This window comes from Ancylomarina sp. YFZ004 (genome assembly GCF_054254355.1).
This window is the reverse complement of record NZ_JBTCHQ010000002.1, coordinates 485,303-509,524: the sequence shown is the minus strand read 5'-3', so window position 1 is coordinate 509,524 and position 24,222 is coordinate 485,303. Positions and strand designations below refer to the sequence as shown.

Sequence of the window (24,222 nt, the reverse complement as noted above, 5' to 3'; positions counted from 1 at the left end):
CTTCGCCGCCCTATTTAGTTGACTAAACAATACAATGATGGTAGGTAAGATAAACGAATTATTAGAGGAATTAAGAGCTTTTTCAGCGACTAATCTCGACGAGGTAGAGCAATTCAGAATTAAACATCTTAGTAAGAAAGGAACAATTGCTGCTCTTTTTGGCGATTTTAAGAATGTGCCAAATGAAGAAAAGAAGGCTGTAGGACAACTTTTAAATGAGTTGAAAACTACTGCACTTGATAAAGTAAATGAACTGAAAGATAGTTTTACTAATTCTGATTTTGACAAATCGGGTTTAGATTTAAGTCTTCCTTCTGATTCAGTAAAGTTAGGATCTCGCCATCCATTGTCATTAGTTAAGAATGAAATTATTGAGATCTTTTCACGTTTAGGTTTTACCATTTCTGAAGGTCCAGAAATTGAAGATGATTGGCATAACTTCTCAGCATTAAATTTCCCAGAGGAGCATCCAGCTCGTGATATGCAGGATACTTTCTTTATAGAGAAGGATCCAGATATCTTATTGCGTACGCATACATCATCGGTTCAGGCTCATGATATGTCTGAAATGGAATTGCCAATTCGTTGTTTGACTCCAGGTCGTGTATTCCGTAACGAAGCTATTTCGGCAAGAGCACACTGTATTTTTCATCAAATTGAATGTTTGTATATCGATGAGAATGTTTCTTTCGCTGATTTGAAGCAAACGCTTAGTTATTTTGCAAAAGAATTCTTTGGTGAGAAAACTGAGATTCGTCTTCGCCCATCCTATTTCCCATTTACTGAGCCATCGGCCGAGGTTGATGTAACGTGTTCACTTTGTGGAGGTGATGGATGTAATGTATGTAAGGGTACAGGATGGTTAGAGATTTTGGGTTGCGGTATGGTTGATCCAAATGTTTTGGATCTTAACAATATCGACAGTAAGAAATATACAGGTTTTGCATTGGGAATGGGTATCGAGCGTATTACCATGTTGAAATATGGAATTAAGGACCTTCGTTTGTTCTTTGAAAATGATATTCGTTTCCTTGAGCAATTTTCTGCTGCAGGATTCTAGATTATACATAATCATAATATATAGATCCCGAGAGCTTTATAAGCTCTCGGGATTTTTTTTTAAGTAAAGTTTTAGAGCTTGTTTTTCTCGAAGTTAAATTGCTATATTTATCTGCCCATTTAGGAAGCGAAATACCATTCTAAAATGATCTTTCAAAACCGAAATAAGTATGTATAATGGGCTTTTTTGATGTGTTGAAAATTTAGTTCTTTAGATTTTAATAGCTTTGAAAATGAATCAAAATCAAGCTTTTCCAAATTGTGATCAATTAGCCGAATGTTTTGCCAAAAGGTTTAAACATTTAAATGGCGATCAGATGAATCTTCTTTTTTGGGAAGAGGAATGCGAATTGCTGAAAAGGGGTAAGGTCATATATGCTGAAGGCGATTCTGCACGTGGTTGTTATTTTGTTTACTCAGGTGTTCTGAAAGTCTTCAAAACAGGACTTGAAGGTAAAGAACAGATCATTCGTTTTGCTAAATCAGGCGATATTATTGGATTCCGATCTGCTCTTAGTCATGAGCCAGCATGTACCTCCACTAAAGTAATTGAAGATGCTCTTGTTTGTTTCATTCCTAGCCATACTTTAACTCAATTGATACAAGAAAACCCTGAGTTCTCTATGGAGTTGATTAAAATGACTTGTAAGGAACTTGGAGAAGCTAATAGTTATATTACTGACATAGCACAGAAATCGGTTCGAGAACGCTTAGCAGAGGTCTTAATGCAATTGATGGAGACCTTTGGTCTTGCTCCCGATAATACACTTCAAATTTCTCTAACACGCGAAGAACTTGCCAATATGGTTGGAACTGCAACAGAATCAGTCATTCGTTTGTTATCCGAATTTAAGAATGATGGCTTGATTGAGATAAAAGGTAGAAAGATTAAGATTGTTGATGTTCGCTCACTCAAAAGAGTTGGAGGCGTTTATTAATATTAATTTGTAGACTTTGGATTGATGATTTCAATCTGACTAAAATATACTAAAGCACTGTTCGTTTATTCGGATGGTGCTTTTTTTTATATCCAATCCCGACAGATTTATTCGCGTTCTGCTGTTTAATCTGTCAAGTTTAATATTACAGCACTATGTTAAAAGATGTTATCTACATCTTGATTCTACTATAAAAATAGTAGATTTGATTTTGTTAACCCAATTCTCACTACCCAATTAATTATCATGAAGAAGACCCTAAACTTATTAATCATCTTAAGTTGCCTTCAATTCACACTTTTTGCCCAGAATACTGAATTACTTGAGCTCTGGCAAAAGAAAGATTGGAATAATCTAATCACGACCTCTAACGCGAAAATACGAGCGAATCAAAGCAATTACCAAGCCTATTATTGGAAACAATATGCCTTACTTGAACAAGGTCAGAATGCTGATGCCATAGAGGTTTTAAAAGCTGCATTCAAATTTTGTGAAAACAAGCTGGAGATTAGAAGTGAATTGGCAAATCTCTATTTTTCGCAGGGCATGTACCTGCAAGCTAGAACTGAATTAGATGTACTACTTAAGGAACAGAGACCAGACTTTAGAACTTTTGAGCAACGGATTTTAATTCATGAATTTTCTAAAGAACGAATTGCCGCCATAAACTTGCTTCACAGAGGGAATAATAACGATGCTTCTCAAATATTTTATTGGATTCATTTAGGAGATAATTACAAGCAACTAGGTGAGTACGACGATGCGATTAAGTATTACGAAATGGCTATGGATATTAATCCATTAGACTATGAAACCAATAGTAAATTAGCTCGTGTTTATTTGAAAGTTGATCCTGATGCAGCTCTCGATGTATGCGATATGGTGTTGGAAAAAGATTCAACCAATATCCGTTTTATTCAAATTGCTGCATCGGCATATATCAAGATTGATCAAGAAAAGAAAGCACTCAAGCAATATGAAAAAGCCCTAAGTCTTGGAGACTCAACCATAAACACCATGCGTAATGCTGGTATTCTTTATCAAAAATTTCAGAAATCGGATAAAGCTTTAAAGCTCTTAACTAAAGCTTATCAGGTAGATAGTACTAATGTGAAGGTTGTCTTCTATTTGGCCATGGCTGAATCACATCTTTTCAATCCTGATAGGGGCTTGGAGTTGTTTGATGAATCATTGAAATTGATGCGACCCGACTCTTCCATTCTTTCAATAATTCATAAAGAGAAAGGAATTATTTTTGCAGATAAAAAACAACATAAAGAAGCATTGGATAATTACTTAATTGCTCATAAACTAAACCCAAAAAAGAAGTTCTATTTATATTTAATTGCTGAGCAATACGATGCTTTGGATAAAAAGAAAGAAGCTATAAAATTCTACCAACTAGTGTTTGAAAGTATTGATGAGAAGAAGGGGCTTGATCTTTTATCCGCTTCTATTCGTGATTACTCCAAATCAAGAATTGATAAATTGAAAGAAGATCTGTTTATGGAGCAATAAAATATTATTGGTATGTTCTTAGTTTAACCTAGTAAACTACATTAATGAATAAGAAAGTTATAGGATTAGCATCAATAATTGTGCTATCAATTTTGGGATTTTACATGTTTCATGATAAAGAGTTAACTATTAAAGAAACACAATTACAAGATAGTTTGTCTTTTGAACTGGCTCTAATTTATGGCTCAGATCAAGGGATTAGAGACATGAAACTTATAACACGTAAAGAGACTGGTGCGATAAAGCTTTCCCCCTATTTAGATTCCATTAATTTCTTTAAAATTTTAGATTTTGTAAAAACACATGGTATGCCGTCTGAGAAATTATTAGGGAAGGATAACTTTTCTCGTGAATGTGTACAGTCTGCTTTTGTAGCTGTTATGTTGCATAATCCACACATGCTTGTAAATCAATGAAGAATATTTGTCATTTTTCGTTGATTTGGTGAAGAAGGGCGAATTAAAGGAGGGAACTTTATAGTCTATTTTGGATAAATACTATTGGGCCAAAAATTCACGAAGAGTTTTATATGGATCTCAATTCTGAATGCCACATATAGAGGATAAAGTGAAAACTAATAGGGCCAGAGCTGAGCTTGGTATTACTCCCCTTCCCGATTCTCTTTTTATTAAACATTAGTGATTTTACCACCTTGTTAGAGCTGTTTATCCATCAGATTTTGATCTTGACCATAAATACTTTCTAAATTATAGCTGAAAATTCAATTTTCAGCTATATTTTTAAGCTTTACTAAACACATGTTTTTTATAATCAATTGATTTGTTTGTAAATGACTGGTCCTGATCTATGAAAAAGAAATTTCCCCATTTTCGTCAACTCGATGCCATGGACTGCGGGCCGACTTGCCTGCGTATGATATCGAAGTTCTACGGTAAAACCTATAGCTTACAATCCCTACGTGACAAATCCTATATCACTCGTGAAGGTGTGTCGATGATGGGTATTGCTGATGCGGCCGAGAGCATCGGTTTTCGTAGTATGGGGGTACGAATCACCTTTGATCAGTTGGCTGACCAAGCTACATTGCCTGCTATTTGCCATTGGAACCAAACCCATTTTGTAGTGGTTCACAAAATCGAGAAAAAGAAGAATAAAACTATCGTTCATGTTGCTGATCCAGCATCTGGCTTACTGAAGTTTACCAAGGAGGAATTTGTAAAAGCCTGGGCATCGACTAAGGTTGATGGTGAATTGAAAGGCTTGTGTTTATTGTTGGAGGCAACACCTGATTTTTATAAAGCGAAGGATGAGAATGGCTCTAAGAAAAATAGTATTGCCTTTTTATTACGCTACTTAAAACCCTACAAGAAGTTTCTTTTTCAATTGTTCTTGGGCATGCTTTTCGGAAGTATGTTGCAGCTTATTTTCCCATTTCTGACTCAATCGGTTGTTGATATCGGTATCAATACGCAGAACCTCAGTTTCATTTATTTGGTTCTGATAGCCCAGATGGTACTTTTTATATCGCGCATATCAGTTGAGTTTATTCGTTCCTGGATACTTTTACATATATCAACCCGAATCAATATTTCCTTGATATCCGACTTCCTAATAAAGTTGATGAAGCTACCTATTGGTTTCTTCGATATTAAGATGATTGGTGATCTTTTACAACGTATACAGGATCATACCCGTATTGAAAACTTCCTTACATCATCGACCTTAAATATTTTGTTTTCGATGGTGAATTTGTTGATTTTCGGTGTGGTGTTGGCTATTTATGATATGACCATATTTCTTGTTTTCCTTTTGGGATCCAGTCTTTATATCATCTGGATTAACCTCTTCCTTAAAAAACGTCGTGAATTGGATGGAAAACGTTTTGCTCAATTATCAAGCAATCAGAATTCTCTAGTGCAGTTGATTACTGGGATGCAGGAAATTAAGCTGAATAATTGCGAAAAACAAAAACGATGGGAGTGGGAGAATATTCAGGCAGAACTCTTTCAGGTAAGAACCAGAGGACTTGCACTGAATCAATATCAGGTGTCAGGTTCGGTATTCTTTAATGAAACCAAAAACATTGTCATCACCTTTTTAGCTGCACAGGCCGTTGTTAATGGCAGCATGACCTTGGGTATGATGTTGGCTGTGCAATACATTCTTGGTCAGTTGAATTCCCCAATCGATAATTTGGTGCAGTTTATCCATTCCTGGCAAGATGCTAAGATTTCACTCGAGCGTTTAGGTGAGATTCATGAAATGGATGACGAGGAATTGGATAAGGATGAGAAATTGATTGAATTACCAGAAGATAAATCCATCCATATTGAAAAAGTAAGCTTCCAGTATGAAGGACCACATTCTGAGATGGTGCTGAATGAGGTTGATTTACATGTGTCAAAAGGAAAAACAACGGCTATTGTTGGTGCTTCTGGCTCCGGCAAAACAACTTTAATCAAACTCATGTTGGGATTCTATCCCGCAACCAAAGGGAAGATTAATTTGGGTGGTGTATCCATTCAGAATTATAGCTCGGCCATGTGGCGTCAGAACTGTGGTGTGGTGATGCAGGATGGTTTTATTTTCTCGGATACTATTGCTAAAAACATTGCAGTAGGTGATGAGATTGTCGATAAAAAACGTCTGCTTTATGCCGTTCAGGTAGCCTGTATACAAGAATTTATTGACGGACTGCCTTTGCGATATAATACTAAAATTGGGGCTAGTGGTCATGGTTTGAGCCAGGGACAGAAGCAAAGAATTTTAATTGCCCGTGCTGTTTATAAGAACCCAGAATTCCTCTTTTTCGATGAAGCGACCAATGCTCTTGATGCCAATAACGAAAAGGCTATTATGGAAAACTTGGATGAGTTTAACGAAGGTCGAACCGTTGTGGTTGTTGCCCATCGTTTAAGCACGGTTCGCAATGCTGATAAAATTATTGTGTTGGATAAAGGGCAGATCGTTGAATACGGAAACCATAAAGACTTGACCCAGTTAAGAGGCAGGTATTATGAATTGGTGAAGAATCAACTTGAACTTGGAAATTAATTAGGTTTATGGAAAATGATACAAACATAGAATTAAGATCGGAATCCGTTCAAGAAATACTCGGTAAAATGCCTTCATGGATCGTTCGTGTTGGTTCGGGATTGGTGTTTCTTGTCGTGCTGATATTAGTCATCGGCTCTTGGTTCTTTTCTTATCCTGAGGTTATTGAATCAAAGCTTGTTTTGACGACTGAGAATCCTCCTGCTGAGTTGATCGCTCGTGTAAATGGTAAGATTGTAGAATTGAAGGTAGAAGATAAGCAGAAGGTTGTAAGAGGCGATCTGCTCGCTGTCATCGAAAATCCAGCGAATTTTGAAGATATTTTCAGCTTACGCGATGAGCTGAGAAAAACGAGCGCTCTTCTTGATGAGACAAAGCAGATAGGTCTTGTTTATGCAGGTAAGAATTACAGACTTGGAGAAGTTCAAGTACAGTTTAATAACTATTTAAAGGCTTGTGCAGATTTCAAACGTTTTGTTGAGTTGCAATATCACAAAAAAAAGAAAGCTTCTTTGATTCAGAAAAGAAGTAATTATCGCATGTATTACAATCGTCAGTACAAGCAGCGTGATATTTTGGAGCAGCAGCTATCAATTGTTGGCAAGGAATTTAATCGGGATTCTCTGCTCTATACCCGCGGAGTGATTTCAAAAGCCAATTATCAAAAATCTGAAAAGAATTTCCTACAACAGAGCTATGCTTTTCATGGTTCACGTTCAACCCTTTCCTCAACTCAAATTCAGATTAATGAGGTTGATCAAGATATTATCGATCTTGATCTTGATAAGGAAAATCAGAGAAAGGAATTACAAGATATCATCCTTCATGCCAATGATAATTTAGTAGCTCAAATTGATATGTGGGAACAAAACTATCTACTTAAATCACCAATTTCTGGTGCTGTTAGTTTCAACCGATTTTGGTCAGCTAATCAGAATGTTAAAGAAGGCGAAAAGGTTTTTACAGTTCTTCCATCTGATTCGACTCGTATTATCGTTCGTGTTGATTTAGGTATGAATCGATCTGGTAAGGTGAAACTTGGACAACGAGTAAACATTAAGCTTAATAGTTATCCTTATATGGAATATGGGATGCTTGAGGGGCGCATTCGTTCCATTTCTGAGGTTCCAGATGGCGATAATTATAGCTTGGATGTCGAGTTAACCAATGGGCTCATAACTAGCTACGGAAAAAAATTAAGATTTGCTCAAAAGATTGAGGGGATTGCCGAAATTATCACTGAAGATCAACGCTTACTTCAGCGCATCTTTAATCCACTGAAAGCACTTCTTAAGGAACACGTCGTGACGAATAAGGATTAGTAATTATCGATTAACTAGTTATAATCACTAATTGTTCATCATCAATTGTTCATTACTAATTTGACTTAATTATTTCATCCTGCGATAATTGTTAATTGTCAGGTGTCCATGCTTTTGAATTTCCTTACTCTTTAACCTTTAGATTTTTTCCCCATTAACCTTTCGTATCTTTGCTCATCTCAGGCTTTTATTCTAAATTAGGTGGAAACAGGAGATTAGACTCATGCAAAAACTAGCAGTAGGGATAGACATTGGTGGTACGAATACCGTTTATGGGTTCGTAACTGAGGCCGGTGTTTGCCTTTTTCATTCTTCTTTTTATACGCCCAACTACCCTATTTTCGAGAACTTTGTTCGTGAACTATCCTTGCATATAAAAACAAATTTTAATGCCTTTGCCGATCAATACGAATTGGTTGGAGTTGGTGTCGGTGCTCCGAATGCTAACCATCTTACTGGCTGTATCGAGCATGCTGTTAACCTAATCTGGGATAAACATCTTCCTTTAGCTAAACTCCTTGGTGAAAATTTACAACTATCCGTTATACTTTCTAACGATGCCAATGCTGCAGCACTGGGCGAAATGTATTATGGTAGAGCTAAGGGGATGAGTAATTTCATGTTAGTAACCCTTGGTACTGGTTTGGGATGTGGCCTTGTGATGGATGGTAAAATTTATCGTGGTCATGAAGGTTATGCTGGTGAAATGGGGCATATTATTATCCGCGATCAAGGACGTTCATGTTCTTGTGGACGTAAAGGTTGTTTGGAGACATATGTGTCGGCTACGGGTATAAAACGTACTGTGAGTAAGTTCTTAGCTAAATACGATGATAAGTCTGTTCTTCGCGATATACCTTTTAATAAAATATCGGCTAAAAAGTTGGCTATAGCAGCTTATGGAGGTGATAAGGTTGCGATTGAGTCATTCGAATATACCGGTCGATTATTAGGAAGGGCTCTAGCTAATATTGCAGCATTGAATAATCCAGAAGCGATATTTCTTTCAGGAGGTCTGGCAAAAGCGGGTGATTTAATATTAAAACCGACCCTTTATCATATGGAGGAAAATCTTCTTTCTGTCTTAAAAGGTAAAATAAAAGTCGAACTTTCATCAATTGATACCAATGCAGGTGTTATGGGATCAGCAGCTTTAGTTTTTGCAAATGGGCATTAAGAGCTCTTCTGTCGTATAGAGTTCTTCATTAATCTCTTCAATTGGTACGATATTTTTATATAACAAGTAATCGTTTAATTCGATCTTATTCTTAAATTTTATTTTCGGTTCAATTCTATCTTTCAGGTAGTTAGTGAGTGATCGTATTGTCCTGAAATAGCGATAATATTTATCTTCAAAATTATAAACGTAACAGATTTCTTTCTCGTCTTTTAACAACAATTCGTAGGTTTCGATTCTTCTTTGAGGACGTAAATACTCAATATTGAGTAGTGTTATTTTGTTCATATCAGAAGTTTATACTTTTATTTTGGATGCTAAATATAAAAAAAAAAATGATGTGTAGTTTAATTTATCACTGTAATTTGTTTATTAATCTATGATATTTAACCATTCATCATCTTATTTTGAATCCTATTGACATGCTTTTATACATGTATTATGTTTTGTTGTTATTTGATTTTTAGAGCTTTACTTCAGCTTTAAATATTTTTTTTTTTTGTGATAATGATTTTATGAACCCAAACCTGTATTACACTATCAGTTCATTTTTGTTCGATTTAAAAGTATTATATCGAAATAAAAATGTGCATCTAAAATATTGGCAAACAGATACAATCGGTCAGTATATTTAGGTTTATCCCTTAAACATGAATTTGGAGTCGTTATTTGAAAGTATTTTAAAACTGAATTTCATACTAGTTATATATTTCAATTTTTTTGTTCTAGTGATAATCCTATTCCTATTCATAACGTATCAATACCTTTCTCACTCTATAATCCGTGAAAATTTTTGTCGCCTTTGACTACTTAAATATTCCAAGTATGGAAAATAATTGTTATGTATTTTTTTATTTGGTTAATTATTTGTAAATTAACATAGTAAATGATTAAGAATACATCTAATTGTAATACATATAACAACTATAACCATAATTTTGACACGACTAATTAAACTACAGATCCTCTGATTATCTTTTCAGGGGATTTGTTTTGCCCGTTTACATTTTTTCGTTTTGCTTCTTAAGCTATTCCAAATATTATTTTATCTTGCTACTGTTTCATCAAAATTATATTTTGCCTTATGGCCCGATTACTATGTCTCTTTCTTTTTTGTTTGAGTTCATTAGTTGGTTTTACACAGTCGGATGTAAAGCCTTTTTTGTCTCATAATCAGAGTCCTTTAGTTCATTTTTTTGGTATTCCTAATGCTGACGGTGGACATATAATGTCTAAAAATAAGCTATCAATTACCTCTGTATTAAATTTGACGAGTAATAGTACTAACGCATTTCGTTCAAACGAAATTGTCTACTTTGATGGTGAAATGGCACGTTTGGATTTACAAGCACGTTATGGTATCAGTTCTCGTTTCGAGATTGGTTTAAATTTGCCTTTTATCAAACATTCCAAAGGGTTTATGGATTCTAGTATTAATGGCTTTCATAATTTTCTTGGTCTGTCTGGAGGCTCACGTACTGATACGCCTATTGGTCAAATTTTTTATGCTTATGAGCAGAATGGTCAATCACTCTTTAATATCAATGAAAGCTTTTTTGGAGTAGGAGATATCTCTTTTGAGTTAGGTTTTAAACTTTTGGAATATAAATCACATTCTATGGCTTTACGTGCTTATTTTAAGCTTAATAATGCCAATAAAACAAAGCTACTAGGTAGTGGAACTTTTGATTTCTCTACCCAGTTTTCAGGTCAAATTACGGGTAAAGGTGTCAGGCCTACTTATTTTTTCTATTCCTTTGGTTACTTACGTGTTGGAGCAGGCTCTTTGTTACAAAAAATGCAAATAAAAAATATTGCATTTGCTTCATTAGGATTGGCCGTAAAAGCAAATACATGGTTAGCACCAAAGATGCAAATTGACTATCATTCTCGATTTTATAAGAATTCCTCAACTCAGGAATTAGGTGATTATGGTATGCAACTTCTTTTAGGTGCCGATTTTATTCTTAGTAAAAAGACGATTTTAACTGCCGGATTTTCAGAAGACATAAAAATTAATACCTCACCCGATTTTGTTCTTTATATGGGTTTGAACTATGCTTTCTAATAAAGTGATGAAAGTTTTAAAGTGGTAAGCTTGTATGTTGTTTAGTGTAGTTAATAATTGCCCCGAAATCAATTGATAGATGATCAAACTAGCAAAACAATTTTTCACGAGTTCTTAATTATCCATTGATAATTGTACATTGTAGCCATAAATCATAAATTCAAAATAGTATGAGTATTATAGGAAACATTATTTGGATTATTTTTGGAGGTATTTTTATCTTCTTAGAATATATTATTGCAGGAATACTAATGTGTTGCACCATTGTTGGGATTCCTTTTGGTTTAAAGGCTATTCAGCTTTCTGTTCTTGGCTTGGCTCCTTTCGGTCAAAAGGTTGTTCCAAACGAAAGTGCGGGTGGTTGTTTAAGCATCATTTTAAATGTTTTCTGGTTGATTTTTGGTGGCTTTTGGATTGCTCTAACTCACCTGGTTTTTGCCATTCTATTTGCTATAACCATTATTGGTATTCCTTTTGCCGCTCAGCATATTAAGTTAGCTGGATTTGCTTTAACTCCTTTTGGTAAATCACTTAAATAAGGCTGAAAAATTACAAGTAATTATCAATTAGTGATGAATCGTTTTTTTTATTACTAATTGATAATCTCTATTCCTAAATCTTCAAGAGGTTTTACCATCTTACTGTAAATACAGTTTCTCCTATTGTAGATCTGCATATTAGGCTACCACCATGTGCACGTAAAATTTGACGAGAATAGCTTAAACCAATTCCAGAGCCATTTTCCTTGGTTGTGAAAAAAGGAATGAATATTTCTTCGATAATTTCTTCTTCAATACCCATTCCGTTATCGCTGACTCTGATCTCGGTTATGTCTCCTTTTTTAACTGTGTTTACTAATATTTTTGCTTTGATATTTGATGGTGATTCATGACTATTGAATGCTTCCGAAGCATTCTTTACCAGATTGATAATAACTTGAACCATCATTTGCTCATCAGCAATCAACTTAAAATTAGTTCGAGGCTTTAGTAGTTTAAGCTCTCCCTCAAAATTCTCTTTAATGGGTGAAAGTAATATACTCAATCTATCGAAAAAGGCATAAATATCCATACTATTTAATTGTGGTTCGGGAGCTTTTGAAAGCATGCGATAGGATTGTACAAAATGCACCAAATCTTCATTGGTCTGGCAGATAACCCCTAAGCCATCCACTGTTTTTTTGACATCAATATCATTTTTTTTATTAGGTTCGGTCAGTTGTTTTTGTTCCCAAATTCGTTTTAATGATTGAGAGATAGAGGTGACAGGTGCAAGAGAATTCATAATTTCGTGACTCAGTACACGAATCAGTTTTACCCAGGAATCGATCTCTTTACGTTCCAATTCACCGCGGATATCTTGCATCGTGATGAGCTTCACATCTTCATTTTCTATTCGGATGATAGAACATCTTGCAATCACTTGTATACGCTCTTTATTTGACAGAAGATCCAAAACTTTTCTTTGCCTGTTTTTTAATTCAGATAAAGCAAAAGTGAATTTAGGATCTATACGTTTGAGTTGATTGATATGGGTAAGGGTTTGTAGCCCTGTCAATTCCAATGTTGATGTGTTAACGTCTGTTACGTAGCCTTCTTGAGTCAAGACGATCACACCTGTAGCTATATTCTGAAGAATCTCACTAAAATAGGTTTCTTTAATCTTGCTTTTGACTTGAACCTCGTGCAATATACCATTCAATTCGTTCAGGCTTTGGTGTAATTCATTGATTATTTTGTTGCCTGATTTTTTTGGAAAGTGTAGAGTCGTATCCTTATTTTTTATGGCCTGTACAAAATAGGACATAAGTTTATGAGTTTTGTTCAGAAATTGAATAAAATTCCAGCTTAGGAATAGTTCAATGATGAGCGCTATTACTAGGGTGTAATAGTGTAGATTGGCAATACTATATCCCACAACTACTGCCAAAGCGATTAGGCTAAGCAAGTATAGAAACAGAATGCGGTTGTAGTATTTATATGCCATATTTTTTGATTTTATTGTAAAGTGTTTGGCGGGAGATACCCAGCTGTGTTGAAACAGCACTTAGGTTGCCCATTTGTTTCTCAATGGCAGCTGTAATGAGTTGTTTTTCCATATCTTCAAGTGTACCACCATAGGCATCTACTTTGGCAATCTCATCTATTTTAAAGACAAAATCCTTGGCTAAAATTTGCTTGCTTTCGCTAAGGATGATTGCTTTTTCAACGGCATGTTGTAATTCTCTGACATTTCCTGGCCATGAGTATTCCTGCAGCTTGCTAATGGCTGTATTTGAAATGCTGACGTCTTTTTTATTGTATTTATTGGCATATAGCTTAGTAAAATATATAGCCAATTCTTGAATATCCGTTCTTCTATCGCGAAGAGGAGGCAATTCAATTTGTATCGTATTTATTCTATAGAGTAAATCCTGACGAAATTTGCCTTCAGGCACCATTTCATTAAGCTTGCAATTTGTTGCACATATTAATCTTAGGTCGACATCAGTTGCCGTGTTCTCACCAAGCTTGGTTAAGGATCTGTTTTGTAATACCGATAAGAGTTTAGCTTGCATAGGAAGGGATAGGTTTCCAATTTCATCTAAGAAAAGTGTCCCCCCATTAGCCGCTTCAATTTTTCCCATCCTATCGGTATGAGCGTCAGTGAAAGCACCTTTCTTATGTCCAAATAATTCACTTTCGAAGAGGCTTTCAGCAATGGATCCCATGTCGACGCTTACCATTACTTTTTGAGATCGTTTCGATAATCGATGTAGTTCTCGTGCAACCAGTTCTTTTCCAGTTCCATTCTCACCAGTAATCAATATGTTGGCATTAGTAAGAGCTACTTTTTGAACCAAATTCATAACCGATTTCCAGCTCGGTGAAGAACCAATTAATTGATTTTTATTGTGGTTGATTTCAGCAATAAGTTCGTTTTCTTTAAGGCGCAGTTTTTTCACTTCCTTTCTAGAACTACTGAGCTTCCATGCCATATCAATTGTGGCTAAAATCTTCTCATTTTCCCAGGGTTTCAGTACAAAATCTACTGCTCCCGACCGAACGGCTTTTACCGCTAATTCAACATCACCATAGGCTGTAATCATCACCACGCTTATGCCTGAATTGTATTCTAAAATTTGATTCAACCAATATATCCCTTCGTTACCCGTATTAATCCCGGCTTTAAAATTCATATCCAAAAGCACAACATCGTAATTATCTAGTTTCAGTTCAGATATTAAAGCATTTGGAGTCGAAATGCATTTTAATTTTTTACATGAATTTGATAATAAAAGATCCAAGGCGGAAAGTATGCTTTTATTATCGTCAACAACTAATATTTTGGCTTCTTTCATTCGGGTTTTCTATATAACAAGATCTATTTTTTATCTAAAGTAGAAACCTTTTCAAAAAATTAGACAAGGCCTGTCTAATTATTTTACACTTTTATTAATTGAAATTGATATAAATTAATGACTGCGTGATAGTTATGGGGCTTGGCATAAAATTGGATACGAAGTTGATAGAACCTATAAATCAATATGATATTTAAATTGATTAATTAAAAGAAGAATTGAGTATGTCGATGGATCGAAAAATTATAAAGAAGAAAGGCTTAAAAGCAAAGCATATTTATATTGGCTTACTCGTTGCTGTTGTACTAGGCCTCTCGATTAAAATAATATTTGGGGCACAATCATCCACTTTCAGAGCAGAAAAGGATAAACTTGATATTGCTGAGGTTACCCTAGGGAGTTTTAAGGATTACATCTCTATCGTTGGAATGGTAGAGCCTAAAACGACCATCTATTTAGACTTGGAAGAGGGCGGTAAGGTTGTCGAGAAATTAATTGACGAAGGAGAAACAGTGAAAAAAGGAGATGTGATTGTCAAATTGGTAAATAATGATCTCAAGTTACAAATTCTTAATACAGAATCTTCCTTAGCCTTTCATTCGAACGAATTGCGAAATACGTTCATAGGCATGGAGCAACAGAAGATAAATAACCTACAGCAATTGCTGAGTATTGATACCGAGATTGTCAGACAAAAGCGCCATTATGAGCAAAACTTAATGCTTTTTGAAAAGGGTTTTATATCAAATGAGGATTATTTGATTTCTAAAGAAAATTATGAATTTTCCCGCCAAGATAGAGATCTGAGATACCAACGTATGGTTCAGGATTCCATTTTTCGTGAAAACCAGAAACTGCAGATGAATAGCAGTTTAAACAATATGCAACAGAATTTAGAGATGGTTCGTCAGCGATTGGAAAACCTAAATGTTAAAGCACCTGCCGATGGTCAATTGGGAAGTCTGGAAGTTGAGATTGGTCAATCTATAAATCGTGGACAACGAATAGGGCAATTACATATTTTAAACGACTTTAAGATTGTTGCTGATGTCGACGAACATTATATCGATAGAGTCAGAAGAGGCCTTGCTAGCTCCTTCATTCGAAATGAAAAAGAGTACAAACAAATAACAAAAAAAGTCTACCCAGAAGTACGAGATGGTCGCTTTAAAGTAGATCTGGTTTTTGATGGACTAACACCTAAAAATCTTAGGACTGGACAGACCTATCATATAAAGCTTGAGCTGGGACAGCCTGTAGAAGCCATCTTACTACCTAGAGGAGGATTTTTTCAAAGCACCGGTGGGCAATGGGTATTTGTTTTGGATAAATCGGGTACATATGCTACCAAACGTCACATCAAAATTGGTCGACAAAACACACAATACTTCGAAGTATTGGAAGGTTTAGAAGCTGGTGAAAGTGTGATCAGGAACAATTACGATAGCTTTGGAGATAACGATAGAATAGAGTTTAAATAATTTAAGGAAATATATACGCTTACTTATAAAAACAGAAATATGATAACAATTGAAAATTTATCGAAGGTTTTTCAGACAAGTGAAATTGAAACTTTAGCTCTTAATAACATCAATTTGAGAATAAACAAAGGTGAGTTTGTAGCCATTATGGGACCTTCTGGTTGTGGTAAATCGACACTTTTAAATATTCTAGGTTTGTTAGACAATCCCTCAGAAGGTCAGTACACTTTTAACAATACAAAAGTTGCAGGTTTAAAAGAAGGTCAGCGTACCGATTTAAGAAAAGGTAATGTTGGATTTGTATTCCAGAGTTTCAACTTGATTGACGAATTGAATGTATTCGAAAATGTTGAAATGCCATTGGTTTATCAGGGATTTAGCAGCAAGCAACGCAAGGAAATGGTAACCAAAGTACTTGATAGAATGAACATGAGCCATCGTGCAAAACATTACCCACAGCAACTTTCGGGAGGACAGCAACAACGTGTCGCTATTGCTCGTGCTGTGGTTTCCAACCCAGGATTAATCCTTGCCGATGAGCCTACAGGTAACTTGGATTCAAAAAATGGACAGGAAGTTATGGAATTACTTACTGAATTGAATAGAGAAGGTACAACCATCATTATGGTAACTCACTCTTTAAAGGATGCTGGTTATGCTCACAGAATTATCAACCTGTTTGATGGGAAAATTGTAACCGAAGAGGTTTTGATTGAGGAGCACGCTCAAATGTAGATAGCCACTCTAGGTATTGACAGTGGGTTTTACTTTGTAGAGATCATTGCTATGGGAATTGCTCTGCTTACGGTCTCCATTCAATCGTGGCGGGCCGCAACTTGGAATCCTGTGGAGAGCTTGAGGTATGAGTAATTTATTATTAACAACTGAAGGTGGGAAGACAACAATATGATCTGTAAACTTAAATAAATATGAAAAAAACATTCAGAAGTATTATTCAAAATAAGTTAAGCAGCAGTCTAATTTTTATCAGCACACCTTAATTATCCTTATAACTAATCAGCCTAAGTCAAGAAAATATAATCGAGACAGGAGGCATTAAAATATGATCAGTAGAGTATTGAAAGTTCGTGAGTAGAGTCATTATTAAAAACTTAAAATCATGATAAAGATTAATTTTAAGATCGCCTTTGCAAACTTGGTTAAAAGTAAAGCTTATTCTTTAATCAGCATATCCAGCCTTACGATAGGTTTGGCTGTTAGTATTTTGCTTTTAATTTATGTTTTGGATGAATTGAGTTTCGATCGTTATCATGTTAAAGTAGATCATATCTATAGGTTGTGCCAAGAGCAACATCCTTACCAATCACCTCAAACAGCAAAATACTTAGATGATAATCTTCCAGAAATAAAAACTCATGCTCGGATCTTATCTCGACCATATGAGATTCTTCAGTATAAGAAACTCCGATTTAGAGAAAGCAAAGTTGCCTATGTAGACGCTGAATTATTTCGGATTTTCTCCTTTAAATTTAAAAAGGGAAATGCTAAAACGGCACTAGATCAACCCGCCACGATTGTGATTTCCGAAAAAATTGCACAAAAGTATTTTGGCAATTCGAATCCTATTGGGGAAACATTCAGGTTAAATAATGAGTATGATTATACGGTTACCGGCGTCATCGAGGATTTACCTCATAATTCTCATTTTCGATATGAAATTTTTGTGACATTGGCGGATGCCAATACTGTTTATGGCGTTGAATCTATGAACAATTGGGGCTGGCTAAATTTTCTGGTCTATTTTGAGATGCAAAACAAATTTTCAAAACCTGACGTAGAAGCAAAAATAAGCCAGTTACTTAGAAAGGGGCAAGACGCAGATCCAGATAGTCCATTGGCAAATTATACGATACAGCCATTAAAAGATATACACCTTTATTCTTCCCATTTCCTAGGGGATATTCAACCACAAAATAGCATTACTTATATCTTGATATTTTCAAGTATCGGTCTTTTAATTTTATTGATTGCCTGCTTTAATTATATCAACTTATTAACCGCTAATGCTTCAACACGTTTAACCGAAATTGGCATCAAGAAAACTTTTGGAGCTTCCCGAAATCAATTGGCAGTGCAATTTATTTTAGAATCAATAGTTGTGTTTTTTATATCATTAGGGCTAGCACTTCTAATGGTTAAAATTAGTTTGCCAATTTTTAATACCCTTGCTGAAAAAGAGCTGTCTTTTTCGACACTATTCGACATCAATATAAGCTTCGGTATTTTTGGTATCATGTTTATTGTAACTATTCTCGCAGGATGGTATCCTGCTTTCATCCTTTCATCCTTTAATCCGATAAAAGTATTAAAGGCATTAAAAAGTAGTAGCAGTTCTAAATTTAAAATCAAAACAATTCTTGTGGGCGCTCAATTTACCATTGTAATTGCCCTAATAGCTTGTGCAATTATTATGTCTCGTCAAATCAATTTACTTCAACAAAAAGAATTGGGATTCGATAAGGAATCTGTCCTTTTATCAGTGGTTGATTTTGGTGATGAAGAAAAGTACAATACACTAAAGGAAGCACTACTCAATCAGAGTTCTGTGAGCTCTGTTTCTTCGGCTAGCAGGGTTCCTTCAGGCTCTCTTGGTAATGAAGGTGCGGTTTTACTAGAGGGGCAAACAAAACAAATCGCAATTGCATATGTTCATATTAACTTCGATTATTTTAAAACGCTGGGCATAAATGCAATGCAAGGACGATTATTTTCCAATCAGTTTAGAACAGATAAGACTGAGGCTGTCATTTTAAATAAAGCTGCCGTAAAAAGAATAGGGGTAAAAGGTAATCCGATAGGACAAACGCTCAGATGTAATTGGCCGAAATCCAACAGGAAGATTGTGGGGGTTATTAATGACATTAATTTCGAATCATTATATGACAGAATTAAGCCAGTCGTTTTTGTTATTAAGCCAGATGAGTGCTACGAGCTTATGATTAAGATAAAACCTTCGTCTGTAACAAACTCGAGAAATTCCATAACGCAAATATGTGAGAAACTTTATCCAGATCAGGTATTTGATTTTTACTTTTTAGATATGCAATTGGAGCAACTCTATCAAAAGGATAAAAAGACTTTTCTGCTTCTGAGATATTTCTCAGCATTGGCAGTTATACTTGCCTGCATGGGATTGTTAGGTATGGCATCCTTTATTTTAACAAGCCGAACCAAAGAAATTGGAATTCGCAAAGTAAACGGAGCCAGAACAAAAGAAATTCTAATCATGCTAAATAAAGATTTTGTAAAATGGGTTGCTATAGCTTTTGTGATTGCTTGCCCCATTGCCTACTACGCCATGAATAAATGGCTCCAAAATTTCGCCTATAGAACAGAGCTTAATTGGTGGGTTTTTGCCTTAGCAGGGCTTATAGCTATGGGAATCGCCTTGCTTACCGTTTCGCTTCAATCGTGGAGAGCAGCAACACGGAATCCGGTTGAGAGTTTGAGGTATGAGTAAAATATCAAATCATTTGCAATCGATTCTAAGTAAGATACCAATCAAAAAAATAATATGAACTGGCCAATTAATCTTAAATTATCAATTCGTAGTATCCTGAAAAACAAAGTGCAATCCATCATTAGTATTTTGGGATTGGGTATCGGTTTGGGCTGTGTTTTCTTACTGCTTTTGTTATACATTCATGAAAATTCATTCGATAGATCAATTCCTCAAAAGGAAAATTTGTATCGAGTTATTCGGGGAAATGATTGTAGTACCACCTATCCTTTAGGGAATACTATAAAAACTGAACTTCCTCTTGTTAATAGCTTTTTTAGAATTCACCAAGAGAATCAAATTGAATTAATTAATACAAATAATGTATTGCTTAAAGAGGATAATTTTGCTTGTGCAGATAGTAGTATATACAAGAGTTTAGGCATTAAAATTCTGAATGGTAGAGTATCAGAATCTGTTAACGAAATTTGTGTGTCTTCATCCATAGCTGACAAATATTTTGCTAAGGAAGACCCTATCAGTCAAATATTGAATGTTAAAGTAGGTGATCAGTTTTGTAATTTAAGTATTTGCGGTGTTTACAGGGATTTTCCTGCCTATTCAAGCTTACATCCCAACTTTATTGGTCACATTGATTTAATCGATAAATTCTCATCTCATAAGAGAAAAAAATGGGGGCATTACACATCTTCAAATCCAAATTTTAAAGACTGGAATCATTTTGATTTGCATACCTATATTCGTTTGAACTCAAATGCAAATCCTGAGCAAGTAGAACAAAGTTTACAAGCTTATAAAAATCGTACAACCGATGAAAAAATTAAGGATTTAGATTATCATTTACAAGCTGTTTCTGATATTTATCTCCACTCGAATGACCTAAATGGTAATTTTTATACTCGTAATGGAAATCCAAGCGAGTTGATCTACTTTTTGATGATATCGTCTCTAATTTTATTTATTGCAATCGTCAACTATGTATTTCTGACGAAGGCCAAGATTGAAATTCGTATTAAAGATCTAGGGATACAGAAGGCAATGGGTGCTTCTAGTTTGCATATTTTCAAACAAGTTTTATTGGAATCGAATCTTCTTGCAATCATCAGTCTTATTCCTGCATCATTGATTGTTATATTTGGAATACCCTTTTTAAACACGACTCTTAATCGTACACTAAGCATCGATATCTTTACCCTTTGGCAAAGCTATTTTGTCCTTATTTTAGTCGTCCTTATTACTGGAAGCATGGCTGGCTTGTTAATCGGATTTCGCATTTCCAAAATCTCATCTGTACTACTTATTAAAGGTAAACTGATAAAATCTATAAAAAGAAAACAGTGGGCTAACTCATTCTTAATTGTACATTTTACAATTTTTGTTTTACTAGTTGTTGGTGTAATTAGTATTAAAAAGCAATTGGATTTTGCTCAAACTGGATCAAAGAATATAGATACAGAAAACATCATTGTCTGTGAACTTAATTCTGAAGAAATAAGCAACCAATTTCAGATGATTAATAACGAAGTTAGAAAAATACCAGGTGTACTTAAAGTTGCCGGATCATCGTTTATACCTCCCTTTAAGGATTTTCTTCCGGTTAATATGAGGTGCGAAGACGAGAGCGTTCGTTTCGATGGTTTGATTATGGGTAAAGGTATGATCGATCTACTGGGTTTGGAGCTTGTGGATGGAGAGGGGCTAGGTGATTTTCACGATAATAGGAACGAAATGGTTTTTAACGAATCAGCTGCAAAAGAGCATAACCTTAAAGTTGGTTCTCTATTCAATGGTGCATTTTTGGTCAGGGGAATTGTGAAAGATTTTAATGCGCACTCCTTTCATGAAAAAATCCGCCCGATGGTAATTCTGCAACAAGATCCTAAAAAGCTATACCTATTGGCTGTAAAAACGACCGAGAACAGTCATAAAACTGTTCAAAATAAATTGGATCAATTTTTCAAAAAAATTGCTCCCGATAAAATCATCAAAATATACTCCCTACAAGATCAAATCAATCAATTCTATTATAAAGAAGAACAGCAAGTAAAGATTATCAGTGCTTTCTCTCTTCTTGCTATTACTTTATCGATTATGGGTTTATTAGGTATGGTATTAAATGCCATATCCTTAAAAAGGAAAGAAATCGGTATCCGAAAAGTCAATGGAGCCAAAACAATCGAAATAATTAGAATGATCAATCTTGATTTTATGAAATGGGTAATTATTGCTTTTGTATTGGCCTGCCCCATTGCTTGGTTTACTATGCACAAATGGCTCGAGAATTTTGCCTATAAAACAGAATTAAACTGGTGGATTTTTGCCTTAGCCGGGCTTATAGCTATGGGAATTGCCTTGCTAACAGTCTCTGTTCAATCGTGGCGAGCTGCGACGAGGAATCCGGTGGAGAGTTTGAGGTATGAATAAGAATAAGTCTAATATCTAGTGATTAAAAATGTATAATTATGCCGTATAGTGTAAAAACTTCGTTTAGAAGTATTCTTAAAAGTAAAACCCAATCGTTGATTAGTATACTTGGATTAAGTATAGGTTTGGGCTGTGTTTTTCTTTTGAGTTTACTCTACATTCATGAAAATTCTTTTGATAGTTTTATTCCGAAAAAAGAAAACTTGTATCGTGTTTTGCAAGGAACTGAGAGTCTAACTTCTTATCCATTGGGAAGTACAGCACAAGAGGAAATACCACTAGTTGATAACTACTTTAGGTATTTCCAGGATGCGGATGTGGAGTTAAAAAACTCTCAGAATGACTTGGTTAAAGATGAACGATTCGCCTATGCCGATGCTTCTCTCTTTTCTTGTTTGGGAATTAAGATCCTCAAGGGAAACACGTCCCTATCAGAAAGAGAATTATGTATATCAGCTTCAACTGCCAATAGGTATTTTGCTAAGGACAACCCTATTAATCAAATTATTCAGGTTAAAATCAACAACCAATTTTTACCCTTAACGGTTTGCGGTGTGTATGAGGATTTCCCTCAAAATTCTAGACTATATCCCAATTTTATTTGTCATTTGGATTTACTGATCGAATCCATTGGGCGTAGTCAAAAACATTTAGAGGATTTCAGACCTGCTCCCGAGTCTTTTAAAGACTGGGATCATTTTTTAGTTGAGACTTATCTGCTTTTGAATGAAAAAGCTGAGCATGAAAATGTCTTGCGACATATGCAAGAATATAAAAACAATACGGTTAATGAAACGAGAAAGGAGTGGGATTATGATTTGCAACTTGTTAGTGATATCCACCTGCAATCATCTGATTTAAATGAAAGAATTGAAACTCGAAAAGGAAACCCTACGCAACTGAAATATTTACTTGTCATTTCCCTATTTATTCTACTGATTGCCATTGTGAACTACGTGTTTCTGACGAAATCAAAAATGGAGAATCGCCTGAAAGATTTTGGAGTTCAAAAAGCTATGGGAGCTTCAATTAATTCCATTCTTAAACAAGTTTTGCTGGAATCGAATATGCTTTCAATCATTAGTTTACTTCCTGCTTCACTAGTTGTTATTTTGGGTTTCCCATTTATAAATGAGACACTTGAATGTACTTTAAACGTAGAAGTTTTTATGATATGGCAATCATGGTTGTTGTTATTCTTGGTTGTGATTATAACGGGATCAGTTTCGGGTCTTATAATCGGATTAGCTATTATTAAACGATCTTCAGTTGATCTGATTAGGGGAATAAAATTGAATTCATCGAAAAGGAAAGGTTGGACTAATTCTGTTTTAAGTATACATTTTGCAGTCTTTATTATTCTTGTTACTGGTGTTTTAACAATAAAGAAACAGTTGCACTATGCTCAGACGAGTTCTAAGAATATTGAAACTGAAAATGTTATTATTTGTGAACTCAACTCTCGTGAATTAAGCAAGAAACACCAGTCAATAACCAACGAAATTGAAAAAATACCTGGTGTTATATCTACAGCGGGTTCACTTTTGATTCCTCCAAACATGGCAAATGCATCGATTTCTTTTATGTATGAAAACAATGTAGTCCAATTTGATGGTTTATTTACAGGAAAAGGCTTGTTGAATCTTCTCAAAATCGAATTTCTTGACGGAGAAGACTTTTATGAATATCGTAAAAACAACATCATATTTAACGAGTTTGCGGCAAAGAAATATAATCTAAAAGTGGGAGAATCGTTTAATGGGTTTAAAGTACGTGGAATTGTTAAAAATTTCATTGGTCATTCATTTCATTCTAAGATTCAACCTTTGGTCATTCTTCAGCAACATCCTCAAAATATGAGCTTGCTTGCCATTAAAACTTCAGGACTTAATAACGATGAAATCAAAAGAAAACTCACCCAATTTTTTAAAGAATTATCGCCAGATGGGATTGTAAATATTTATACACTAACCGATCATGTCAAACAATTCTATAAAAAGGAACAACAGCAGGTTAAGTTGATTAGCGCATTTTCTTTGTTAGCCATTGTTTTGTCAATTATGGGCTTGCTAGGAATGGTTTTAAACACCATTTCAAGAAAAACTAAAGAGATTGGCATTCGTAAAGTTAATGGTGCTAAAACTGTTCAAGTGATTCTAATGATTAACCGAGATTTCATTAAATGGGTTATTATAGCTTTCATTATTGCCTGCCCAATTGCCTATTATGCGATGAGTAGATGGCTCGAAAATTTTGCTTATAAAACAGAACTTTCGTGGTGGGTTTTTGCCTTAGCAGGGCTTCTCGCTATGGGAATTGCATTGCTAACAGTTTCTTTCCAAACTTGGAGAGCGGCTACTAGGAATCCGGTAGAGAGTTTACGCTACGAATAAACCTAA

The 24,222-nt window shown here is 35.0% G+C and carries 17 protein-coding genes; 14 read left to right on the top strand and 3 right to left on the bottom strand.

Features of this window, described 5'->3' with window-relative positions; genetic code table 11:
- Positions 1–37: 37 nt before the first annotated feature.
- From pheS to ACXR6G_RS05320, 7 genes are all read left to right on the top strand, one after another.
- Positions 38–1,060 (top strand): phenylalanine--tRNA ligase subunit alpha, encoded by a 1,023-nt coding sequence (gene pheS / locus ACXR6G_RS05350; protein WP_458360372.1) that lies wholly within the window; start codon positions 38–40, stop codon positions 1,058–1,060.
- Between the two features lie 232 nt (positions 1,061–1,292).
- Positions 1,293–1,997: a Crp/Fnr family transcriptional regulator gene (locus ACXR6G_RS05345; protein WP_458360371.1), complete on the top strand. Its 705-nt coding sequence runs from the start codon at positions 1,293–1,295 to the stop codon at positions 1,995–1,997.
- Positions 1,998–2,243: 246 nt separating this feature from the next.
- The gene (locus tag ACXR6G_RS05340; RefSeq protein ID WP_458360370.1) at positions 2,244–3,515 is read left to right on the top strand and encodes a tetratricopeptide repeat protein; all 1,272 of its coding nucleotides are present in this window, start codon (positions 2,244–2,246) and stop codon (positions 3,513–3,515) included.
- Between the two features lie 44 nt (positions 3,516–3,559).
- Positions 3,560–3,931 (top strand): hypothetical protein, encoded by a 372-nt coding sequence (locus ACXR6G_RS05335; protein WP_458360369.1) that lies wholly within the window; start codon positions 3,560–3,562, stop codon positions 3,929–3,931.
- A 391-nt stretch (positions 3,932–4,322) separates the two neighbouring features.
- Positions 4,323–6,530, top strand: a complete 2,208-nt coding sequence (locus ACXR6G_RS05330) for a peptidase domain-containing ABC transporter (RefSeq protein ID WP_458360368.1) — start codon at positions 4,323–4,325, stop codon at positions 6,528–6,530.
- 8 nt (positions 6,531–6,538) lie between these two features.
- Positions 6,539–7,852: an HlyD family secretion protein gene (locus ACXR6G_RS05325; protein WP_458360367.1), complete on the top strand. Its 1,314-nt coding sequence runs from the start codon at positions 6,539–6,541 to the stop codon at positions 7,850–7,852.
- Between the two features lie 223 nt (positions 7,853–8,075).
- Positions 8,076–9,029, top strand: coding sequence for an ROK family protein (locus ACXR6G_RS05320; protein WP_458360366.1), 954 nt, complete (start codon positions 8,076–8,078; stop codon positions 9,027–9,029).
- Here ACXR6G_RS05320 and ACXR6G_RS05315 read toward each other — a convergent pair.
- Complete coding sequence (locus ACXR6G_RS05315; RefSeq protein ID WP_458360365.1) at positions 9,006–9,317, bottom strand: hypothetical protein; 312 nt, start codon at positions 9,315–9,317, stop codon at positions 9,006–9,008. The two genes, ACXR6G_RS05320 and ACXR6G_RS05315, sit on opposite strands and share 24 nt — an antisense overlap.
- A 796-nt stretch (positions 9,318–10,113) precedes the next feature.
- Here ACXR6G_RS05315 and ACXR6G_RS05310 point away from each other — a divergent pair.
- Both ACXR6G_RS05310 and ACXR6G_RS05305 read left to right on the top strand, forming a co-directional pair.
- Entirely contained in the window at positions 10,114–11,097 is a 984-nt protein-coding gene (locus ACXR6G_RS05310) for a DUF3187 family protein (RefSeq protein WP_458360364.1), read from the top strand.
- A gap of 170 nt (positions 11,098–11,267) precedes the next feature.
- Positions 11,268–11,636, top strand: a complete 369-nt coding sequence (locus tag ACXR6G_RS05305; protein ID WP_458360363.1) for a YccF domain-containing protein — start codon at positions 11,268–11,270, stop codon at positions 11,634–11,636.
- Between the two features lie 91 nt (positions 11,637–11,727).
- Here ACXR6G_RS05305 and ACXR6G_RS05300 read toward each other — a convergent pair whose 3' ends face one another.
- On the bottom strand, positions 11,728–13,083 hold the full coding sequence (locus ACXR6G_RS05300) for a sensor histidine kinase (RefSeq protein ID WP_458360362.1): 1,356 nt from the start codon (positions 13,081–13,083) through the stop codon (positions 11,728–11,730).
- Positions 13,073–14,437: a sigma-54-dependent transcriptional regulator gene (locus ACXR6G_RS05295; RefSeq protein ID WP_458360361.1), complete on the bottom strand. Its 1,365-nt coding sequence runs from the start codon at positions 14,435–14,437 to the stop codon at positions 13,073–13,075. Before ACXR6G_RS05295 ends, ACXR6G_RS05300 begins: the two co-directional genes overlap by 11 nt.
- A 230-nt stretch (positions 14,438–14,667) precedes the next feature.
- Between ACXR6G_RS05295 and ACXR6G_RS05290 the strand changes: the two genes are divergently transcribed.
- From ACXR6G_RS05290 to ACXR6G_RS05270, 5 genes are all read left to right on the top strand, one after another.
- Entirely contained in the window at positions 14,668–15,918 is a 1,251-nt protein-coding gene (locus ACXR6G_RS05290; RefSeq protein WP_458360360.1) for an efflux RND transporter periplasmic adaptor subunit, read from the top strand.
- Positions 15,919–15,957: 39 nt separating this feature from the next.
- Positions 15,958–16,653 (top strand): ABC transporter ATP-binding protein, encoded by a 696-nt coding sequence (locus tag ACXR6G_RS05285; protein ID WP_458360359.1) that lies wholly within the window; start codon positions 15,958–15,960, stop codon positions 16,651–16,653.
- 385 nt (positions 16,654–17,038) lie between these two features.
- Positions 17,039–19,399, top strand: coding sequence for an ABC transporter permease (locus ACXR6G_RS05280; protein ID WP_458360358.1), 2,361 nt, complete (start codon positions 17,039–17,041; stop codon positions 19,397–19,399).
- A gap of 54 nt (positions 19,400–19,453) precedes the next feature.
- On the top strand, positions 19,454–21,823 hold the full coding sequence (locus tag ACXR6G_RS05275) for an ABC transporter permease (protein ID WP_458360357.1): 2,370 nt from the start codon (positions 19,454–19,456) through the stop codon (positions 21,821–21,823).
- 38 nt (positions 21,824–21,861) lie between these two features.
- A complete protein-coding gene (locus ACXR6G_RS05270) occupies positions 21,862–24,216 on the top strand; it encodes an ABC transporter permease (protein WP_458360356.1) in 2,355 nt (784 codons plus the stop codon).
- The last annotated feature ends 6 nt before the right edge of the window (positions 24,217–24,222 follow it).